This is a genomic window from Corynebacterium kozikiae (assembly GCF_024580965.1).
Classification (GTDB): Bacteria; Actinomycetota; Actinomycetes; order Mycobacteriales; family Mycobacteriaceae; genus Corynebacterium; species Corynebacterium kozikiae.
Genome location: NZ_JANIKJ010000001.1, coordinates 239791 through 256889 on the forward strand (window position 1 = coordinate 239791; position 17099 = coordinate 256889).

The following is a 17099-nucleotide window of genomic DNA, read 5'->3' on the forward strand; positions in this document are numbered from 1 at the left end:
GGCCAACAAGCCAACAGGAAGGGATGAGAACATGAAACTGGTAACCGCCATTGTGAAGCCGTTTACCTTGACCGACGTGAAGGATGCACTGGAGCAGGCCGGGGTGCATGGCATGACCGTCTCCGAAATCCAGGGCTTTGGTCAGCAAAAAGGCCACACCGAGGTCTACCGTGGCGCTGAGTACGCCGTGGACTTCGTCCCCAAGGTCAAAGTTGAAGTAGTGGTCTCCGACGCCGCCGTGAACGACGTAGTAGACGCCGTAGTCCGTGCCGCGCAAACCGGCAAAATCGGCGACGGCAAGGTATGGGTTACCCCCGTCGAGGAGCTCGTCCGAGTCCGCACGGGTGAGCGTGGCGAGGCCGCAATCTAGTGACCACCGACCCACAAACGCGGGCGCTTGCAGTGTTGCAGGCGCTCGCTTTGCCTATTGGAACCAGCCTCGTTGCCACCGGATCGCTCGCCCGCGGCGAGATGACCGAACACTCCGACGTAGACCTCATCCTCCTCCACGAACCCGGCACCGAGATCGACCCCAACATCTGGTACCCCGTGTGGGACGCCAAACTCCGCCTGGATTACGCGGTGCGCACCCCCTTGGAATGCGTGGAAATCATGCGCCAAGACTCCACCGCCGCACTCGCACTGCTGGACATGCGCTTCATCGCAGGCAACGAGGAACTTGCGCGCACCACCCGCGAAGAAGTGCTCAAAGCGTGGCGCAGGCAACTCGCCGCCAACTTTGACCAGGTGGTAGACCTCGCGATCGCCCGCTGGCGTCGCAGCGGATCCATGGTGGCCATGACCCACCCCGACCTCAAACATGGGCGCGGGGGACTGCGCGACATCGAACTCATCAGGGCGCTGGCCTTGGGAAACCTCGCGGATCAACCGGATCTCAGCGAACAGAGAAAGCTGCTTCTCGACGTGCGCAGGCAGCTCCACCTCCACGCGGGACGCGCGCGCGACGTCCTCGACCCCGAGTTCGCTGTCGATGTGGCGATAGACCTCGGGTTCAAGGATCGCTACGAGCTATCGCGGGCGCTTGCGCAGGCGGCACGCACTGTAGACCAAGCCCTCAACCAGGCTTTGGAAACCGCACGCGGGGTGCTGCCCAAGCGGACGTTTTTACGCGCAAAGGTGCGCCGTCCAGTGGATGTGGATGTGGTGGAATCCCAAGGCCAGCTTGAGCTGGCGCGCAACCCCAATTTGGAGGACCCAGGGTTGCTGCTGCGCGTGGCCGCAGCAAGCGCACGCACGGGCCTGCCTATCTCCGCGCCAACCTGGGCGCGTCTGAGCCAACTGCCGCCCCTGAGTGCACCGTGGCCGGAAGTGGTGGCCAATGATTTCTTTGCGCTGCTGAGTTCCCCAGAGGTGATTAGCCAGCTCGACGAACACGGCCTGTGGGCGCCGCTCGTGCCTGAGTGGGAGCACATCCGCGGAAGGATGCCGCGCGAACCAATCCACATCCACACAATCGACCAGCACAGTCTGGTGGTGCTCAACCTGTGCGCCCAGGACAGCGTGCATGTGGCCCGCCCAGATTTGCTGATGCTCGCGGCACTATTTCATGACATCGGCAAAGGCCGAGACCGACCCCACGAAGAAGTGGGGGCAGAGATGGTTGCAGGCATGGCAGAGAAACTCAACCTCTCCGTGCAAGATACCGCCGTGGTCCGCACACTGGTTGCCCAGCACACCCTCATCCCGCAACTGGTGAGCACCACGGATTACCAAAGCGAAGCCGTAGCCGAAGTGTTGCTGGACGCCCTCAACTACGACCCACTGACACTCGACCTCCTCGAAGTGCTCGTGCGCGCAGACGCCCAAGGCACAGGCCCCGGAGTGTGGTCGCGAAACCTGCAATACGGCACCGCCACACTCTGTGCAGGTGCCGGCAGCAAGCTCCATCAAGCCCCGCCACAGCCACCCCAGCTCCCCGCGAGCATGCCTTTAGGGGTGCGGCTCTTGGCCGCGTCGAACACCTCCGCCGAGATCACCTTCCATGGCAGCAACCTTGCCGACTTTGACTGCCTGCTTGCCGTGATCGCCGCGATGGAATGGAACATCGAGAAGGTGGAGATGGATTTCTCCGGCAGCGTGCGCGCCCGCCTTGAGGTCTACAACCTGCTGGGCAAAGGCTTTGACGAGCAGCGCTTCCTGCAGATTCTGGCCTCCAAGGTGCACACGACGGTTCCAGCGGGCGCGCCGGGGTTGTTTGCCACGTTCTGGAACGGCCCCATTTTGGAGGTGCGTACCCAAGACCGAATGGGGGCCTTTGGCACGTTGCTGAAGGCCTTGCCGCCGCTGCGCTGGCTGCGCTCAAGTACGCCGGGTGCCACGATGATTATGGTCTGCGAACTTGAAGAGGGCTTCCAACGTGCGGAAGTGGAGCGCGCGGTGGCGCGAGCGCTTTCGCCGAAACAGCGCTGATCGGATAGCATGGAAATGTTTGACCCGCGCCAGCAACGGGTAACCACAGGGAAATTTTTAGGAGCGTGAACGCGTGTTTGAGTCTTTGTCTGATCGCCTGAACAGTGCCCTCGGGGGCCTGCGAGGCAAAGGGAAAGTCACGGAAGCGGACATCAACGCCGTATCACGCGAAATTCGCCTGGCGCTGCTGGAGGCAGACGTCTCCCTTCCCGTTGTGCGCGGATTCATCTCCAGGGTGAAGGAGCGCGCGCTGGGAGCGGACGTTTCCAAGGCGCTCAACCCTGCTGAGCAGGTCATCAAGATTGTGAATGAGGAGCTCACGGGCATCCTCGGCGGCGAAACCCGTCGCATCAACCTTGCCAAGACCCCTCCGACGGTCATCATGCTCGCCGGCCTCCAGGGTGCCGGTAAGACCACGCTCGCCGGTAAGCTCGCCAAGCACTTGGCCGAGCAGGGGCACACCCCAATGCTGGTGGCCTGTGACCTGCAGCGCCCGGGCGCCGTGCAGCAGCTTCAGATCGTCGGTGAGCGCGCAGGTGTGCCCACCTTCGCCCCTGATCCAGGCACCTCTCTTGACTCCAATGATCACGAGATGGGCACCTCCCACGGTGATCCAGTGGCAGTGGCGCAGGCTGGTATTGAAGAGGCGCGGCGCACGCAGCATGACGTGGTGATCGTGGACACCGCCGGCCGCTTGGGTATCGACGAAGAGCTGATGGCTCAAGCCCGCAACATCCGCGACGCCGTGAACCCAGACGAAGTGCTCTTCGTGATCGACGCGATGATCGGCCAGGACGCCGTGAACACCGCGGAGGCATTCCGCGACGGCGTGGACTTCACCGGCGTGGTGCTCACCAAGCTCGACGGCGACGCACGCGGTGGTGCGGCCCTTTCCATCCGCGAAGTCACCGGCAAGCCCATCATGTTCGCTTCCACGGGCGAGAAGTTGGAAGACTTTGACGTTTTCCACCCCGAGCGCATGGCAAGCCGTATTTTGGGCATGGGCGACGTCCTCACCCTCATCGAGCAGGCCGAAAAGACACTCGACCAAGAACAGGCACTGCAAACCGCGGCGAAGCTCCACTCAGGTGAACTCACCCTGGACGACTTCCTCAACCAAATGCTCATGGTTCGCAAGATGGGCCCAATCGGCAACATCCTGAAAATGCTGCCCGGCGGCAAGCAGATGCAGCAGATGGCGGACATGGTGGACGAGAAGCAACTCGACCGCATCCAAGCCATCATCCGCGGCATGACCCCCGCCGAGCGCGAAAACCCCAAAATCCTCAACGCTTCCAGGCGCAAGCGAATCGCAAACGGTTCCGGAGTGAGCGTTGCCGACGTCAACCAGTTGGTAGATCGCTTCTTTGAAGCCAAGAAGATGATGGGGCAGATGACCAGCCAATTCGGCATGGGGCCGATGGGGCGCAGCGCGACCAAAAAGAAGCCCAAGGGCCGCAAGGGCAAGAACGGCAAGCGCAAGCCAGCCAAGAACAGGCCTCAAGCACCGCAGATGCCGGGAATGCCGGGCATGCCGCAGATGCCGGGTATGGGCGGCATGGGAGATTTGGCTGAGCTGCAGAAACAGCTTGGCGGGCAACTTGGCGGGCAGGGCCTGCCGAAGGGCTTTGAGAACATTGACCTCAATAACTTGGACTTCGGCCAAGGGAAAAAGGGATAAGAGTTCGCGGGAAGTTGGTTCCCGCGGCTGTCTCCTGTAAAGTTATTGAGGCTGTCTGGAGTTCCAGGCACCACTGTTCATTCCTGCATTACGCTGAGTCCGTCTACGGTCGGCCGGCAACAACGTCACATGCAGGACAAACAAATGGGATGAACCTCGTAAGGTCACCAACATTGCTGGACCATTTTGGCGTGTTGCTTACGGTATGCACTTCCCAGTGACCACATAGAAAAGAGTTTCACATGGCAGTCAAGATCAAACTGCAGCGCATGGGTAAGATCCGTAACCCTCAGTACCGCGTGGTGATTGCAGACGCACGCACCCGCCGTGACGGCAAGGTAATCGAGAACATCGGCATCTACCAGCCAAAGCAGGAGCCTTCCCTCATCCGCATCGATTCCGAGCGCGCACAGTACTGGCTGGGCGTTGGCGCACAGCCAACCGAGCCTGTGCTCGCACTGCTCAAGGTCACCGGCGACTGGCAGAAGTTCAAGGGCCTCGAGGGCGCAGAGGGCACCCTGAAGGTTGCCGAGGAAAAGACCTCCAAGCTCGAGCTGTTCAACCAGGCACTTGCTGAGGCCAACGAAGGCCCAACCGCCGAGGCAATCACCGAGAAGCGCCGCAAGGCCAAGGAAGAGGCAGAGGTCAAGGCCGCTGCTGAGGCTGAGGCTGCAGCGAAGGCTGAGGCCGCTGAGGCTGCTGCTGAGGAGCCTGCTGCTGAGGCTGAGGCTGAGGCAACCGAAGAGGCTGCTTCTGAGGAGTAAATCTCCCAATCAACAATTCTTCCCGCAGGTCTATCCTGCGGGATTTTTTGTGCCCAGCACCTACTGGTGCCGCTCCCCGGTGAGCATGGTGAGCAGGAGCTTTGCGCCGGAAGAGGATTCCTCGCAGGTCACGGCATGGGGGAGGAGCTCGGTGAGGTGCGCCACCATTCCGGGGCGCAACAAGTGGGTTTCGCCCTGGCACTGCAGGAGCAGTTCGCCCTCGATGCACTGCAGGGTGATGGGGTGCGCGGCTTTGTGCTCAAGCAGGCGTTGGCCTGGGGCGAAGGTGAACAGGATAAGGTTTGCTCCGTCACCCTCCAGGTAGCGGGCTGCGGATGGTGCGGGGCGCTCCGGGCGTGGCTCGGGAGCGGCGCTGGCGGCGTCGAAAAGCGTGAACGTGCCGGCGCTGCGCTGCGGGGCGCCGAAAGTGTCCGGTGAGTTGGTGTCCATGAATCCATGCTAGCGGCGGTTGCTAGAGTGGTGCCTATGGAATTGATGATCGGGCGTGTGGTGAAGTCGCACGGTATTAAAGGTGAAGTTGCCGTGGAGGTCACTACTGATGAGCCGGAGATCCGCTTCGCGCTGGGTGAGGTGCTCAAGGGCGTGCAGGGGAAAAAGGAGCACCGGCTTACCATCCAAACTGCGCGGGTTCACCAGGGGCGTCTGCTGATCAAATTTGAGGAGATCCCGGATCGCACGCAGGCGGATTCGCTGCGCGGCACCAAGTTCATGGCGGAGCCCCTGGAAACGCCCGAGGATGAGGAAGGCTTCTACGATCACGAACTTGAAGGGCTGAAGGTCCTCAAACAGGGCGAGGAGATCGGGGAGGTCACCGGCGTGATGCACGGTCCAGCCGGGGAGATTTTGGAGGTGAGGCTCACCAGCGGCAAGGAGGCGCTGGTGCCCTTCGTCCACGCGATCGTCCCGGAGGTGGACTTGGCGCGAGGCGTCGTGGAGATCACCCCGCCAGAGGGGTTGCTGGAGCTGTGAGGAAGGTGCAACTCGACGTCATCACCATCTTCCCGGAGTACCTCGACCCGCTTCGCCACGCGCTGTTGGGCAAGGCCATTGAAAAGGGCATCCTCCAGGTAGGCGTGCATGACCTGCGCGATTGGGCGAGTGATATCCACAAGTCCGTAGACGACTCACCCTTCGGCGGCGGCCCCGGCATGGTGATGAAGCCGGAGGTCTGGGGGCAGGCACTCGACGCCGTAGCCAGCGGTGAAGCGTCGGGTGCGCAGCTTCACTCCGCGGTGCCACACGTGCACAAGCCGCGTCACGACGAGCTCCAGGGCATCACACAACAGGGGTACATGGCCGCGGAAGTTGGTGAGGACAGCTCGCTGCCCCTGTTGATTGTGCCCACGCCGGCGGGCAAGCCCTTTACCCAGGCGGACGCGCAAGCGTGGAGTAACGAGGACCACATCGTGTTCGCCTGCGGGCGCTACGAAGGCATTGACCAGCGCGTGGTGGAGGACGCCGCCAAACGCTACCGGGTGCGCGAAGTCTCCATTGGCGATTATGTGCTCATCGGTGGGGAGGTGGCGGTACTCGTGATCGCCGAGGCCGTGGTTCGCCTCATCCCCGGTGTGCTGGGCAACAGCCGCAGCCACCTTGAGGACAGCTTCTCCGATGGATTGCTGGAAGGCCCGAGCTACACCAAGCCGCGGGTTTGGCGCGGGCTGGAAGTACCCGAGGTGCTGTTCAGCGGCAACCACGCCCTGGTGGAGCAGTGGCGCAGGCAGCAGTCCTTGCTGCGCACCCTGCAACGGCGCCCTGAGCTTTTGGAGCAGGTGGAACTCAGCAAGGCGGATCGGGCTTTTCTTGAGCAATATGAGGAGGAACAGCAATGACGGCAACGAGCGTGGAGGTATTCGCACTGCTCACACAGAAGGATGCGCAGCGCGCCCAGGAGCTGCTGCCCCAGGCGAAGTTCACTCAAATGGCTATGGCCTGTGAGCCGGACAACATGCTGGTCAACGAATTTCAGCAGCGTGAGGGGCGCCCGCCGATCGCGGAATCACTGTATCGCATTGAGTTAGACGGAGCTGATGCTGCTTTGGGCACTGGTGTGATTGTGGAGGCGCTGCCGCAAGGGGCGTACTGGTACGGGTCTTCGCGCTAGCGGCCCGCCCGCGGCTAAAATGGCCGGAATGAGTGCCAACATTGCAGCAACAATCGCAGAAGAACTCCAGGTAGCACCCCACAAGGTGCATGCCGCACTGGAACTTCTCAAAGAAGGCAACACCGTGCCGTTCATCGCCCGCTACCGCAAGGAAGCAACCGGCGGGCTCGATGACTCCCAACTGCGCCTCATCACCGAGCGCCACGCCTACCTCAGCGAACTCGAGCAGCGAAAGCAGACGATCCTCGCCGCCATCGAAGAGCAGGGAAAACTCACTGAGCAACTGCGCGCGCTCATTGAAGAATGTGACACCAAAGCCCGCCTCGAAGACCTCTACCTCCCGTACAAGGTGCGCCGCAAAACCAAAGCGGACGCAGCCAGGGAAGCAGGTTTGGAGAAGCTTCTCGACGCCATCCTCGCCCAGCCCAGCCAGGATCCCAATGATATTGCGGCCAGCTTCACCAGCAAGGATTACCCGGATACGAAAGCGGCGCTCGAAGGAGCACGGGCTATTTTTGTGGACCGCTTAGCAACGGATGCGGAACTCGTCGGAAATGTTCGCGAGCACATGTTTGCTCACGGCACCCTGCGCTCTGAAGTGGTTGCTGGCAAAGAGGAAGAGGGGGCGAAGTTCCGGGATTACTTTGCGTTTAGCGAGGCATTCCACACGCTGCCCAGCCACCGGGTGCTCGCGCTGCTGCGCGGTGAGCATGAGGGCGTGCTGCAGCTCACCTTTGATGAGGGAGACCAGGCGCTGTATGAGACAATGATTGCCACCCAACACAACCTGGATACCTCCCAGCCGTGGATTGCCAAGGCGATTGGGTGGGCGTGGCGCACGAAACTCGTGGTGTCCGCCAGCCTGGACGTGCGCATGCGCCTCAAAGAGCAGGCGGAAGCAACCGCGTATGAGGTGTTTGCCAACAACTTGCGGGACGTTTTGCTCGCCGCACCTGCCGGGCAACGCGCCACATTGGGGCTGGACCCGGGGTACCGCAACGGCGTGAAGTGCGCGGTGGTGGACTCAACGGGCAAGGTGCTGGATACGCTCATCGTGTATCCGCACCAGCCTCAGAACCGGTGGGCGGAGGCTGTGCAGTCGCTCGCCGGTGCCTGTGCCACACACGGGGTGGAATTGCTGGCGGTTGGCAATGGTACCGCTTCTAGGGAAACGGAAAAGCTTGCCGGTGAGGTGGCGGCCCTCATCAAGCAGGCCGGCGGGAAAGCGCCTCAAGCGGTGGTGGTTTCTGAGTCTGGTGCCTCCGTGTACTCGGCCTCCGAAATCGCGGCGGCTGAATTCCCCGAGATGGATGTTTCCCTGCGTGGGGCGGTTTCCATTGCCCGCCGCCTCCAGGACCCACTGGCCGAACTGGTGAAGATCGACCCGAAGGCGATCGGCGTGGGGCAGTACCAACACGACGTCAATCAGACGAACCTTGCTCGCACCCTCGACGCCGTTGTGGAAGACGCCGTGAACGCGGTGGGCGTGGACCTCAACACTGCCAGCGTGGCACTTCTTGCCCGCGTGGCCGGCGTGAACACCACCATCGCGGAAAACATTGTGCGCTACCGCGATGAACACGGAGCATTTTCCTCCCGCGCCGGCTTGAAGAAGGTCCCTCGGCTGGGCCCCAAAGCTTTCCAGCAATGTGCCGGCTTCTTAAGGATCCGCGGCGGCAATGACCCCCTGGATGCTTCCGCAGTCCACCCCGAGGCCTACCCGGTGGTGCACCGCATTTCCCAGGCCACCGGGCTCGGTGTGGATGAACTCATTGGGAATACGCGTGTGATTTCAGGGTTGAAGGCTGCTGACTTTGCCGACGACACCTTTGGCATCCCCACCGTCACCGACATCCTGAGCGAGCTGGACAAACCCGGCAGAGACCCACGCCCTGAATTCAAAACCGCCACCTTCAAGGAGGGCGTGGAAAAGATCTCTGACCTCAAGGAAGGCATGATCCTGGAAGGCACCGTGACCAACGTTGCGGCCTTCGGAGCCTTCGTGGATGTGGGCGTGCACCAAGACGGATTGGTGCACGTCAGCGCCCTGGCAAACCGCTACGTTGCAAACCCTCATGAAGTGGTTCGATCCGGGCAAGTGGTGAAAGTCAAGGTCCTCGAAGTGGACGTGCCGAGGAAGCGGATTAGCCTCAGCATGCGGCTTGAAGACGAGCCGAAGGAGAAGGGGAGTGCCCGCGATAGAGGCAAGCGACCGGGTGCGGAACGTGGCCGCGCGCGGGGCGGTGCCGGCGGTTCTGGTGGCTCTGCTGCTGGCGGATCGATGGCCGACGCCCTGCGCAACGCCGGGTTCGGGCGCTAGGGGTTCGGGCGCTAGGGGTTCGGGCGCTTGTACCTGTTCGTGTTGATGTTGGCGCTGGCGTGGGGCTTATGCAATAATGTTCAGGTTGTCTGCCTCAACTTTCTTGTTGGGGCTGGCTGCGCTTGAATTTGTAGTGGATATGAACCGGCCGAGCGCCCCAATGGGGAAGTGCCGCTAGGGTCCTCTTTCCTCAAAAAGAAAAAGGATTGTTTCAATGAACATTCTTGACAAGGTTGATGCAGCGTCCCTGCGCAACGATATCCCTGACTTCCGCCCAGGCGACACCCTTGACGTGCACGTCAAGGTGATCGAAGGCCAGAAGTCCCGTGTGCAGGTGTTCAAGGGCGTCGTGATTCGTCGCCAGGGCTCCGGCATCCGCGAGACCTTCACCGTCCGCAAGGTTTCCTTCGGCATCGGTGTGGAGCGCACCTTCCCAGTGCACTCCCCAAACATTGACCACATCGATGTGGTTACCCGCGGTGCAGTTCGCCGTGCAAAGCTGTACTACCTGCGCGAACTTCGCGGCAAGGCAGCCAAGATCAAGGAAAAGCGCTAATACTCGCGATTACGCGCTAGTGCTTCTGTGCACAATGCCCCCAACCAGTGGAAATGCCCACTTGGTTGGGGGCTTTTCCTCATTATGCCCACTTTTCGCACACTTTCCGCAGAGTCCGGCCTTGCCTGCGGCTCCGTCACCTTAAGGGTTTAGGGTGCCTTCAAGAATGTATGCAAGTGCAGCGCAGTGGGAAACAGGTACGCACCCCTTGCGGACATACCCCAGGGGGTATAGACTTCCAGGAAGTGAAACAGAAAGGAAGTGGCAAGATGTGCCGTCCCGTCCCCTGCAAGAGCTGTGGGAAAACAACCTGGGCTGGCTGCGGCCAGCACGTTGAACAAGTGAAGGCAAGTGTTGCGCCTGGGCAATGGTGCACATGCGGCGCAGAAGAGGCCACAGAGCCCACTACAAAACGTCGGGGGCTGCTGGGCTCCCTGTTTGGATAGTGCAGCACATGGCAACCACCGTCATTGTGGGCGGCGTGGCAGGGGGCATGTCTACCGCCACCAGGCTGCGCAGGAATTGTGAAAACCGCGAGATCATCGTTCTGGAAGCCTCGGACTATGTATCCTTTGCCAACTGCGGGCTGCCCTACCATGTGGGCGGGGTGATTGAGGAGCGTAGCGCCCTGCTGCTGCAAACCCCGGAAAGCCTCAAAGCGCGCTTCAACATCGACGTGCGCGTAGGCACCCGGGGCCGGGTAGTGAGCATCGACCGCGCCGCCCGCACAGTCACAACCGAGACCGGCGAAACCATTGCATACGATGAGCTCGTCCTTTCCCCAGGCGCTACCCCTAGGGCGCTCAACATTCCAGGTGAAGAGCGCGCGCTCTCCCTGCGCTTGGTGGAAGACATGGACGCCATCACCAAAGCTGCCGCGAGCGCAAAAAGCGCCGTGATTCTGGGCGGGGGCTTCATCGGCCTCGAACTCGCAGAAAACTTCACCCACCTCGGCGTTCGCACAACGGTAGTCCAGGCCGCGCCGCACATCATGGGTGGCCTCGACCCCGAAATGGCCGAGGTGCTCACCCAACACATCGAAAAGCATGGCGTAAAGGTGCTCGTGGGTGCCAGGGCTCAGGAGATCACCCCGGATGAGGTACTGCTTTCCGACGGCACCCGCCTTGCCGCGGACCTGGTAATTTCCGCAGCCGGCGTGATCCCCAACTCCGAGCTGGCACGCAACGCTGGCCTTGAACTCAGCCCCGAAGGCGCGATTTTGGTGGATGAGCAGCAACGCACCAGCGACCCCACCATTTATGCCCTCGGGGACGCCGCCGCGAAACGCGATGCGATCAGTGGGGAAGATGTCCTTGTGCCGCTTGCACAGACCGCCAACCGCCATGGGCGCCTCGTCGCGGATGAGATCGCTGGCAAGTCCGTGGCCTCGCGCCCTGTGCTGGGCACCGCGATCATCGGACTGTTTGGGATGGCGGCCGCGAGTGTTGGCTGGAATGAACGCCGCGCACGGGCGGCTGGCAAGAACCTGCGCGTGATCCACCTGCATCCCGCCAACCACGCCGGCTACTACCCGGGTGCGAGCCAGCTTCACATCAAGGTAATCGTGGACGTGGACACGGACACCCTGCTTGGTGCGCAGGTGATTGGCAAGGATGGCGTGGACAAGCGTATCGACGTCCTCGCGGTGGCCATGCGCGCAGGTATGAAGGCTAGCGAACTTGCCGATCTGGAACTTGCCTACGCCCCACAGTTCGGCTCCGCGAAAGACCCAATCAATATGGTGGGCTTTATCAACGACAACGCCGTACACGGCGAACGCACGATTCAGTGGCATGAACTCGATCGCACCATCTCAGAGGGTGCAATCTTGGTGGACGTGCGCACCCCAGGTGAGCATGCCGCCGGTTCGATCCCCGGGGCAGTGAACTATTCCCTCGATGACCTGCGCCAACGCTGGCAGGAGCGGAAAGGGAAGGACGTTGTGGTGCACTGCCAGGTGGGTTTGCGCGGCCACATTGCGGCGAGCCTGCTGCGTGGCTATGGCATTGATGCAGCCAACCTTGATGGCGGCTACCTCACATGGCGTTACGGGGTTGCCGCAGACACCCGCACCCCCAAGCAATGAGTGGGCTGCGGCCTGCCTTGGGGGCGTCGGTACGCGCGGTGCAGTAAGCTCGATGCTCGTGAGCGACCAAGAACACGGGCGTGTGCGCCGCACCGCCAAAGAAAAGAAGCCACTGCCGTGGTACTTCGAGATCCCGCTTGTGATCCTCTGCACGATGGCGTTGATCATCGCGATGCAGACGTTCATCGGCAGGGTCTACATGATTCCCTCGCAGTCCATGGAGCCCACGCTGCACGGCTGTACGGGATGCGCCGGCGACCGCATCTTTGTGGAGAAGGTCAGCTACTACTTTGATGAGCCCGCGCAGGGCGACGTTGTGGTGTTCAAAGGCACCGAATCTTGGAACACTGCCTTTGTTTCCCAGCGCAGCCAGAACCCGGTGATCCGAGGCATCCAAAACGTGGGGAGCTTTGTGGGCGTGGTCGCACCCGATGAGAATGACTTGGTCAAGCGCATCGTTGCCACGGGCGGGCAAACAATTCAATGCTTGCCGGGGGATGAGGGGATCACTGTCGACGGCACCGTGATTGACAGTTCCTACACCCTCAACCCGCCCGAATACACCCCTGCGGTGCCAGAGTGCGGCGGTGACTATTTTGGACCGATTACCGTGCCAGAGGGCAATGTGTTCGTGATGGGGGATAACCGCACGAATTCCGCGGACTCCCGCTTCCACATCGGCGACGAGTTCCAGGGAACCATCCCGGTGGAAAACATCAAGGGGAAAGCGTCGTTCATCCTCTTCCCGCTGACCCGGATCGGGACGATTAGCTAGCCGTGCGCCGCCTCCGCCAGTTGCGCACAATGGAAGTTGCGCTGCACAAGCACGGCTTGGGGCCGGTGGCAGGTGTGGACGAAGCCGGGCGAGGCGCCTGCGCGGGGCCCATGACCATTGCAGCCTGCATCTTGCCGGAGCGGATCATTCCTGCACTGGAGGGGCTTACTGATTCCAAGCAGCTCACGGAGGCCACCCGGGCCAAATTATTTCCACTGATTCAGCGGCACAGCCTGGCGTGGTCACTGGTGCATGTGCCTGCGCGGGAGATCGATCGCTTTGGTGTGCAACACGCGAACGTGGAGGGGATGCGCCGCGCCGTGGCCAGGTTGGATGTGCAACCACGGTATGTGCTCACCGACGCACTGAAAGTCCCTGGTATGCCCATGCCGTACCTACCCGTGATCGGTGGGGACGCAACTGCCCGCTGCATCGCCGCTGCGAGCGTGTTGGCTAAACATGCCCGTGATACCCTCATGAGCTCACTGGATGCACAATATCCGGAGTACGGGTTCGCGCTTCACAAGGGATATGGCACAAAGGCACACATGGATGCGGTGCGCCTGAACGGGGCAACGGATGAACATCGTTATAGTTATGCCAACATCGCCCGCGCACTCGAACTCGAGGGTGCACGCTAGACACACACGCTAGACACAAGGGAACAATATGAGCGCTGAAGAACTCGACAACTACGAGGCCGAAGTTGAGCTGAGCCTCTACCGCGAATACCGCGACGTCGTCAGCCAATTTTCCTACGTTGTGGAGACCGAGCGTCGCTTTTACCTGGCCAACGCCGTAGAGGTGATCCCGCACACCCAGGGTCCGGAGGTGTACTACGAAGTCCGCATGTCGGACGCATGGGTATGGGACATGTACCGCTCAGCGCGCTTTGTGCGCTATGTGCGCGTGATTACCTACAAGGATGTGAACATCGAAGAGCTGGACAAGCCAGACTTCATTGTGCCTGAGCAGTAGCGGTTGAGTGGGCTGGGGTGGGATAAAAATGAAGCCAAGCAAGATAGCCGTGGAGCTTGATGATGTTGCCGGTTGCAAAGAAAACACCAGCGAGGGGGAAAAGCTCCGGCGCGGCAAGCAGGTGTGGCAAGGGGGTTGGGGGTGTGAGGGAACCAAAAGGGGGGTGAAAACAGACCAATAGTGTTGAGAGGTTTTCACCTCAACTTTTGTCAACACTCAAGGGGGAAACAATGCAACAAGGAAAGGCCCAACTCGATCAGCACCAGCGGGACGTATTGGGGAAAAAGGGGGAGAACATCGCTGCACGCTGGCTCGCGGCGCGCGGGCACACGCTCCTGGCCCGGAATGTGCGCTACCCGGTGGGCGAGATTGACATCATCACCTCCGACCCTCAGGGCAACACGGTCTTCGTGGAGGTCAAAACACGCTCAACCACAGCATTTGGGTCCGTGGAATCGATCACCCGCGCCAAGATGCACCGGCTGCGCAAAGCCGCGGCACTGTGGCTGAAGGAAAACCCCTGCCAATCAATTCGCTTTGACGCCTTGATCATCCAAATGGGCCGGCATCAGGACCTCAAAGTGGATTACTACCAGGGGGTTGAATGATGGCGATGGCAACCACTTTCAGCGCGGCACTCGTAGGAGTTGAGGCGCAGCTCGTCCAGGTTGAGGCAAACGTGGGGCAGGGGCTTCCCGGAACATACATCGTGGGCCTCGCCGACGCCTCCATCGCCGAAGCCCGAGACCGAATGAAAACAGCCGCCAGCAACTTGGGCTTGCAATGGCCGAAAACCAAGGTCGTGGTGGGGCTTTCGCCCGCCAGCTTGCGCAAGCACGGCTCCCACTTTGACCTCCCAATGATGATGGCAATCCTCACCGCAGGCCAGCCCCGCCAACGCGGCGACGTCCTCATCATGGGTGAAGTGAGCCTGAAAGGTGAGGTACTGGGCGTGCCGGGCGTGCTGCCTGCCCTACTCATGGCGCGGGAACATGGCATCACCCAGGCCGTGGTGCCGCACGCAAACCTCAGCGAGGCCCTGCAAGTAGAGGGTGTTGAGGTGTACCTAGCGCAGCAGGCGGATCATGTGTGGCAGTGGCTGCAGGGTATCCCGCTGCTGAAAACGGCGCAGGAATCTGGTGTGGGGGAGCGTTCCGACGCCCACCCGGAGGCGGCCAACGAATCCGATATGGCGGACATGGCGGACGTTGTGGGCCAGCCCGAAGCCAAGTGGGCAGCCGAGGTGGCAGCCGCAGGTGGCCACAACATGTTCATCGTCGGTCCGCCTGGAAGTGGTAAATCCATGATCGCCATGCGGATGCCCAGCATCATGACGGAGCTGGATAACGCTCAAAGGCTGGAGGTGCAGGCAATCCGGTCCGTGCTTGGGCAGCCGCCAGTGGCTGGAGTGCCGATCGTAGCCCCGCACCACGGGGTAAGCATTGCCGGCCTGCTTGGCGGCGGCTCCGGAAGGCCGCTGCCCGGCGCGGTGAGTTTGGCGCACCACGGTGTGCTGTTCTTGGACGAGGTCAGTGAGATGGCCGCGAGCGTCTTGGATAGCTTGCGGGTGCCGCTGGAGGAGGGGCAGGTCCGGATGGTGCGCAACCACACAGAGTTGCGTTTCCCGGCTCGCTTCCAACTGATTTTGGCGGCGAATCCGTGTAGATGTGGTGCGGAGGAGCCCCAAGATTGCCGGTGTAGTGCTGTGCACCGGGCACGGTATTTGCGCAATGTCTCTGGTCCATTGCGTGATCGTTTGGATTTGTTTGTACGCACGTATTCCAAGGGACAGCAGGTGCGGGAGCGAACCCCGGTGTCCAGCGCGCAGATCGCCAGTAGGGTTGCTGCGGCAAGGGGGCGGATGCTCCGACGATTCGGCGTGCCCAATGCGCACATGGACCCCCATGTGCTGCGCAGACAGTTCCCGGCTGATGAGGCGGGGATGGCACTGCTGCAAAGCTACCTTGAGGAAGACATTGTGACCCAACGTGGCGTGGATCGTGCGTTGAAGGTGGCGTGGACAATCGCCGATCTGGAGTCTGCTAAGCGCCCGGGGCTCGATGAGGTAGCGAGGGCATTGGAGCTGCGTGAACATGTCTGACACTCCCTCAACAAAGGATTCCCGGATGTTGGCCTGGGCGTACCTTGCCCGGGTGTTTGAAGGGCCGAGCAGGCACTTGCAGGCGTTGTTGCAGCAGGGCGAGGACGTGGAAAAGATCGCCCACGGTATCCAGCACCGCGAGCCCTGGCTCGGGGAGATCCTGCACCTCACCCGAAGCCGCTACCAGGACAACCGAGCTAAGGAAGACCTTGCGCTCATGGAGAAGCTCGGCGGAAGACTCGTCACGGTGGAATCCCCAGAGTGGCCCACGTTTCAATTTGCCCAAGGATTCGCATACGCCGAGCTCAACGACTTTCAGCACGTCTCCCGTTACGAGGCCGAGGCGGTGGAGCCCCACTGCTTGTGGGTGCGGGGGATGCAACTGGATGTGATCGCGGCAAAAGCCGTAGCCATCGTGGGGACCCGTGCGGTGAGTAGCTACGGGGCTCGGGCTACCCGCACCCTCGCCACTGGCTTGGCTCAGCAGGGGTATGCGATCATTTCCGGCGGCGCGCTGGGGGTGGACACCCACGCACACCAAGCGGCGCTGGATGCTCAAGGTATCACCGCGGTGCTGCTCGCCCGAGGCGTGGACGCCGCCTATCCGGCTGCAAATGCTGGGTTGTTTAGGAAGGTGGTGGAACAAGGCGCGGTGATCTCCGAGTATCCTCCGGGAGCAACGCCGCACAGGCACCGCTTCTTAGCAAGGAATCGTTTGGTCGCAGCGCTGAGCCAAGGGGTGGTGGTCACCGAGGCGCCGTATCGATCCGGAGCGCTAAACACGCTGAGCTGGGCGGCGGCGCTGGGGCGGCAGGCAATGGGGGTGCCGGGGCCTATCGACGTCCCCAACTCGCTGGGGGTCCACGAAAGAATCCGGGCCGGGGAGGCGCACCTCGTGAGCAATGCTGGGCACGTAGATGAGCTGATTGGACACATGGGAGTGGGGCAACAGGGTGAACGTGTTGGCTCTGAAGCCGCGCAATTGGAGCTGGACCTCGCGCCCACCGCTACCCAAAAGCTCAACTACCGGGAATTGCGGGTGTTTGACTCTGTGGATTACGCCCCAATGCCCACGGATGCGATCGCAAAAGAAGCCGGGTTACCAGTGGGACTGTGTGTGAAAATCCTGCTTGACCTCGAGCGGGAGGGCCTGGTGCGGCGGGACCGAAGTAATTGGCTCAGGAGCCGGAGCTGACAGATTGCGCGCTGGCATTGCGCCATTGCCACCCAGCCACCTAAAGTAGGTGAGGCAAGCCTTAGTAGAGTGGCTTTCGGTGGATAAA

Annotated in this window: 18 protein-coding genes; 17 read left to right on the forward strand and 1 reads right to left on the reverse strand. The window is 61.5% G+C overall.

Annotation, left to right across the window (positions count from 1 at the left end):
* The first annotated feature begins 31 nt into the window (after nt 1–31).
* From NQ018_RS01045 to rpsP, 4 genes are all read left to right on the forward strand, one after another.
* Nucleotides 32–370 (forward strand): P-II family nitrogen regulator, encoded by a 339-nt coding sequence (locus tag NQ018_RS01045; RefSeq protein WP_257037293.1) that lies wholly within the window; start codon nt 32–34, stop codon nt 368–370.
* Nucleotides 370–2430: a [protein-PII] uridylyltransferase gene (locus tag NQ018_RS01050; protein WP_257057650.1), complete on the forward strand. Its 2061-nt coding sequence runs from the start codon at nt 370–372 to the stop codon at nt 2428–2430. The genes NQ018_RS01045 and NQ018_RS01050 overlap by 1 nt, the downstream gene beginning before the upstream one ends.
* A 73-nt stretch (nt 2431–2503) precedes the next feature.
* Entirely contained in the window at nt 2504–4111 is a 1608-nt protein-coding gene (gene ffh, locus NQ018_RS01055) for a signal recognition particle protein (RefSeq protein WP_257037291.1), read from the forward strand.
* Between the two features lie 242 nt (nt 4112–4353).
* Nucleotides 4354–4875: a 30S ribosomal protein S16 gene (gene rpsP, locus NQ018_RS01060; protein ID WP_257057652.1), complete on the forward strand. Its 522-nt coding sequence runs from the start codon at nt 4354–4356 to the stop codon at nt 4873–4875.
* A 60-nt stretch (nt 4876–4935) separates the two neighbouring features.
* On the opposite strand, the gene NQ018_RS01065 is transcribed toward rpsP, so the two are convergent.
* Complete coding sequence (locus NQ018_RS01065; RefSeq protein WP_257037289.1) at nt 4936–5325, reverse strand: cupin domain-containing protein; 390 nt, start codon at nt 5323–5325, stop codon at nt 4936–4938.
* A 36-nt stretch (nt 5326–5361) separates the two neighbouring features.
* Between NQ018_RS01065 and rimM the strand changes: the two genes are divergently transcribed.
* The 13 genes from rimM to dprA all read left to right on the forward strand — a co-directional run bounded on the left by rimM (nt 5362) and on the right by dprA (nt 17011).
* Entirely contained in the window at nt 5362–5865 is a 504-nt protein-coding gene (gene rimM / locus NQ018_RS01070; RefSeq protein WP_257057654.1) for a ribosome maturation factor RimM, read from the forward strand.
* Between the two features lie 5 nt (nt 5866–5870).
* Nucleotides 5871–6728, forward strand: coding sequence for a tRNA (guanosine(37)-N1)-methyltransferase TrmD (trmD, locus tag NQ018_RS01075; RefSeq protein WP_257057898.1), 858 nt, complete (start codon nt 5871–5873; stop codon nt 6726–6728).
* Nucleotides 6725–7000: a hypothetical protein gene (locus tag NQ018_RS01080; RefSeq protein WP_257057656.1), complete on the forward strand. Its 276-nt coding sequence runs from the start codon at nt 6725–6727 to the stop codon at nt 6998–7000. The genes trmD and NQ018_RS01080 overlap by 4 nt, the downstream gene beginning before the upstream one ends.
* Before the next feature lie 28 nt (nt 7001–7028).
* A complete protein-coding gene (locus tag NQ018_RS01085; RefSeq protein WP_257057658.1) occupies nt 7029–9320 on the forward strand; it encodes a Tex family protein in 2292 nt (763 codons plus the stop codon).
* Nucleotides 9321–9534: 214 nt separating this feature from the next.
* Nucleotides 9535–9876 carry a 50S ribosomal protein L19 gene (gene rplS / locus NQ018_RS01090; protein ID WP_257037285.1) on the forward strand — a complete coding sequence of 114 codons (342 nt, stop codon included), beginning with the start codon at nt 9535–9537 and terminating at the stop codon, nt 9874–9876.
* A gap of 269 nt (nt 9877–10145) precedes the next feature.
* Nucleotides 10146–10322, forward strand: coding sequence for a DUF8730 family Cys-rich protein (locus NQ018_RS11740; RefSeq protein ID WP_507134256.1), 177 nt, complete (start codon nt 10146–10148; stop codon nt 10320–10322).
* Between the two features lie 8 nt (nt 10323–10330).
* Complete coding sequence (locus NQ018_RS01095; RefSeq protein ID WP_257057660.1) at nt 10331–11962, forward strand: FAD-dependent oxidoreductase; 1632 nt, start codon at nt 10331–10333, stop codon at nt 11960–11962.
* Between the two features lie 52 nt (nt 11963–12014).
* Nucleotides 12015–12737, forward strand: coding sequence for a signal peptidase I (lepB, locus tag NQ018_RS01100; RefSeq protein WP_373566867.1), 723 nt, complete (start codon nt 12015–12017; stop codon nt 12735–12737).
* A gap of 2 nt (nt 12738–12739) precedes the next feature.
* Nucleotides 12740–13378, forward strand: coding sequence for a ribonuclease HII (locus tag NQ018_RS01105; protein WP_257057664.1), 639 nt, complete (start codon nt 12740–12742; stop codon nt 13376–13378).
* 28 nt (nt 13379–13406) lie between these two features.
* Nucleotides 13407–13715, forward strand: a complete 309-nt coding sequence (locus tag NQ018_RS01110) for a DUF2469 domain-containing protein (RefSeq protein WP_257037280.1) — start codon at nt 13407–13409, stop codon at nt 13713–13715.
* Between the two features lie 230 nt (nt 13716–13945).
* Nucleotides 13946–14323, forward strand: a complete 378-nt coding sequence (locus NQ018_RS01115; RefSeq protein WP_257037279.1) for a YraN family protein — start codon at nt 13946–13948, stop codon at nt 14321–14323.
* A complete protein-coding gene (locus tag NQ018_RS01120) occupies nt 14323–15816 on the forward strand; it encodes a YifB family Mg chelatase-like AAA ATPase (protein ID WP_257057901.1) in 1494 nt (497 codons plus the stop codon). Before NQ018_RS01115 ends, NQ018_RS01120 begins: the two co-directional genes overlap by 1 nt.
* On the forward strand, nt 15809–17011 hold the full coding sequence (gene dprA, locus NQ018_RS01125) for a DNA-processing protein DprA (protein WP_257057666.1): 1203 nt from the start codon (nt 15809–15811) through the stop codon (nt 17009–17011). Before NQ018_RS01120 ends, dprA begins: the two co-directional genes overlap by 8 nt.
* The last annotated feature ends 88 nt before the right edge of the window (nt 17012–17099 follow it).

Excerpts from the sequence above, each read along its gene's own strand:
- NQ018_RS01045 (WP_257037293.1), top strand. The coding sequence starts at position 32 with ATGAAACTGGTAACCGCCATTGTGAAGCCGTTTACCTTGACCGACGTG.
- rpsP (WP_257057652.1), top strand. The coding sequence starts at position 4,354 with ATGGCAGTCAAGATCAAACTGCAGCGCATGGGTAAGATCCGTAACCCT.
- NQ018_RS01065 (WP_257037289.1), bottom strand. The coding sequence starts at position 5,325 with ATGGACACCAACTCACCGGACACTTTCGGCGCCCCGCAGCGCAGCGCC.
- rimM (WP_257057654.1), top strand. The coding sequence starts at position 5,362 with ATGGAATTGATGATCGGGCGTGTGGTGAAGTCGCACGGTATTAAAGGT.
- NQ018_RS01080 (WP_257057656.1), top strand. The coding sequence starts at position 6,725 with ATGACGGCAACGAGCGTGGAGGTATTCGCACTGCTCACACAGAAGGAT.
- NQ018_RS01085 (WP_257057658.1), top strand. The coding sequence starts at position 7,029 with ATGAGTGCCAACATTGCAGCAACAATCGCAGAAGAACTCCAGGTAGCA.
- rplS (WP_257037285.1), top strand. The coding sequence starts at position 9,535 with ATGAACATTCTTGACAAGGTTGATGCAGCGTCCCTGCGCAACGATATC.
- NQ018_RS11740 (WP_507134256.1), top strand. The coding sequence starts at position 10,146 with ATGTGCCGTCCCGTCCCCTGCAAGAGCTGTGGGAAAACAACCTGGGCT.
- NQ018_RS01095 (WP_257057660.1), top strand. The coding sequence starts at position 10,331 with ATGGCAACCACCGTCATTGTGGGCGGCGTGGCAGGGGGCATGTCTACC.
- lepB (WP_373566867.1), top strand. The coding sequence starts at position 12,015 with ATGCTCGTGAGCGACCAAGAACACGGGCGTGTGCGCCGCACCGCCAAA.
- NQ018_RS01110 (WP_257037280.1), top strand. The coding sequence starts at position 13,407 with ATGAGCGCTGAAGAACTCGACAACTACGAGGCCGAAGTTGAGCTGAGC.
- NQ018_RS01115 (WP_257037279.1), top strand. The coding sequence starts at position 13,946 with ATGCAACAAGGAAAGGCCCAACTCGATCAGCACCAGCGGGACGTATTG.
- NQ018_RS01120 (WP_257057901.1), top strand. The coding sequence starts at position 14,323 with ATGGCGATGGCAACCACTTTCAGCGCGGCACTCGTAGGAGTTGAGGCG.
- dprA (WP_257057666.1), top strand. The coding sequence starts at position 15,809 with ATGTCTGACACTCCCTCAACAAAGGATTCCCGGATGTTGGCCTGGGCG.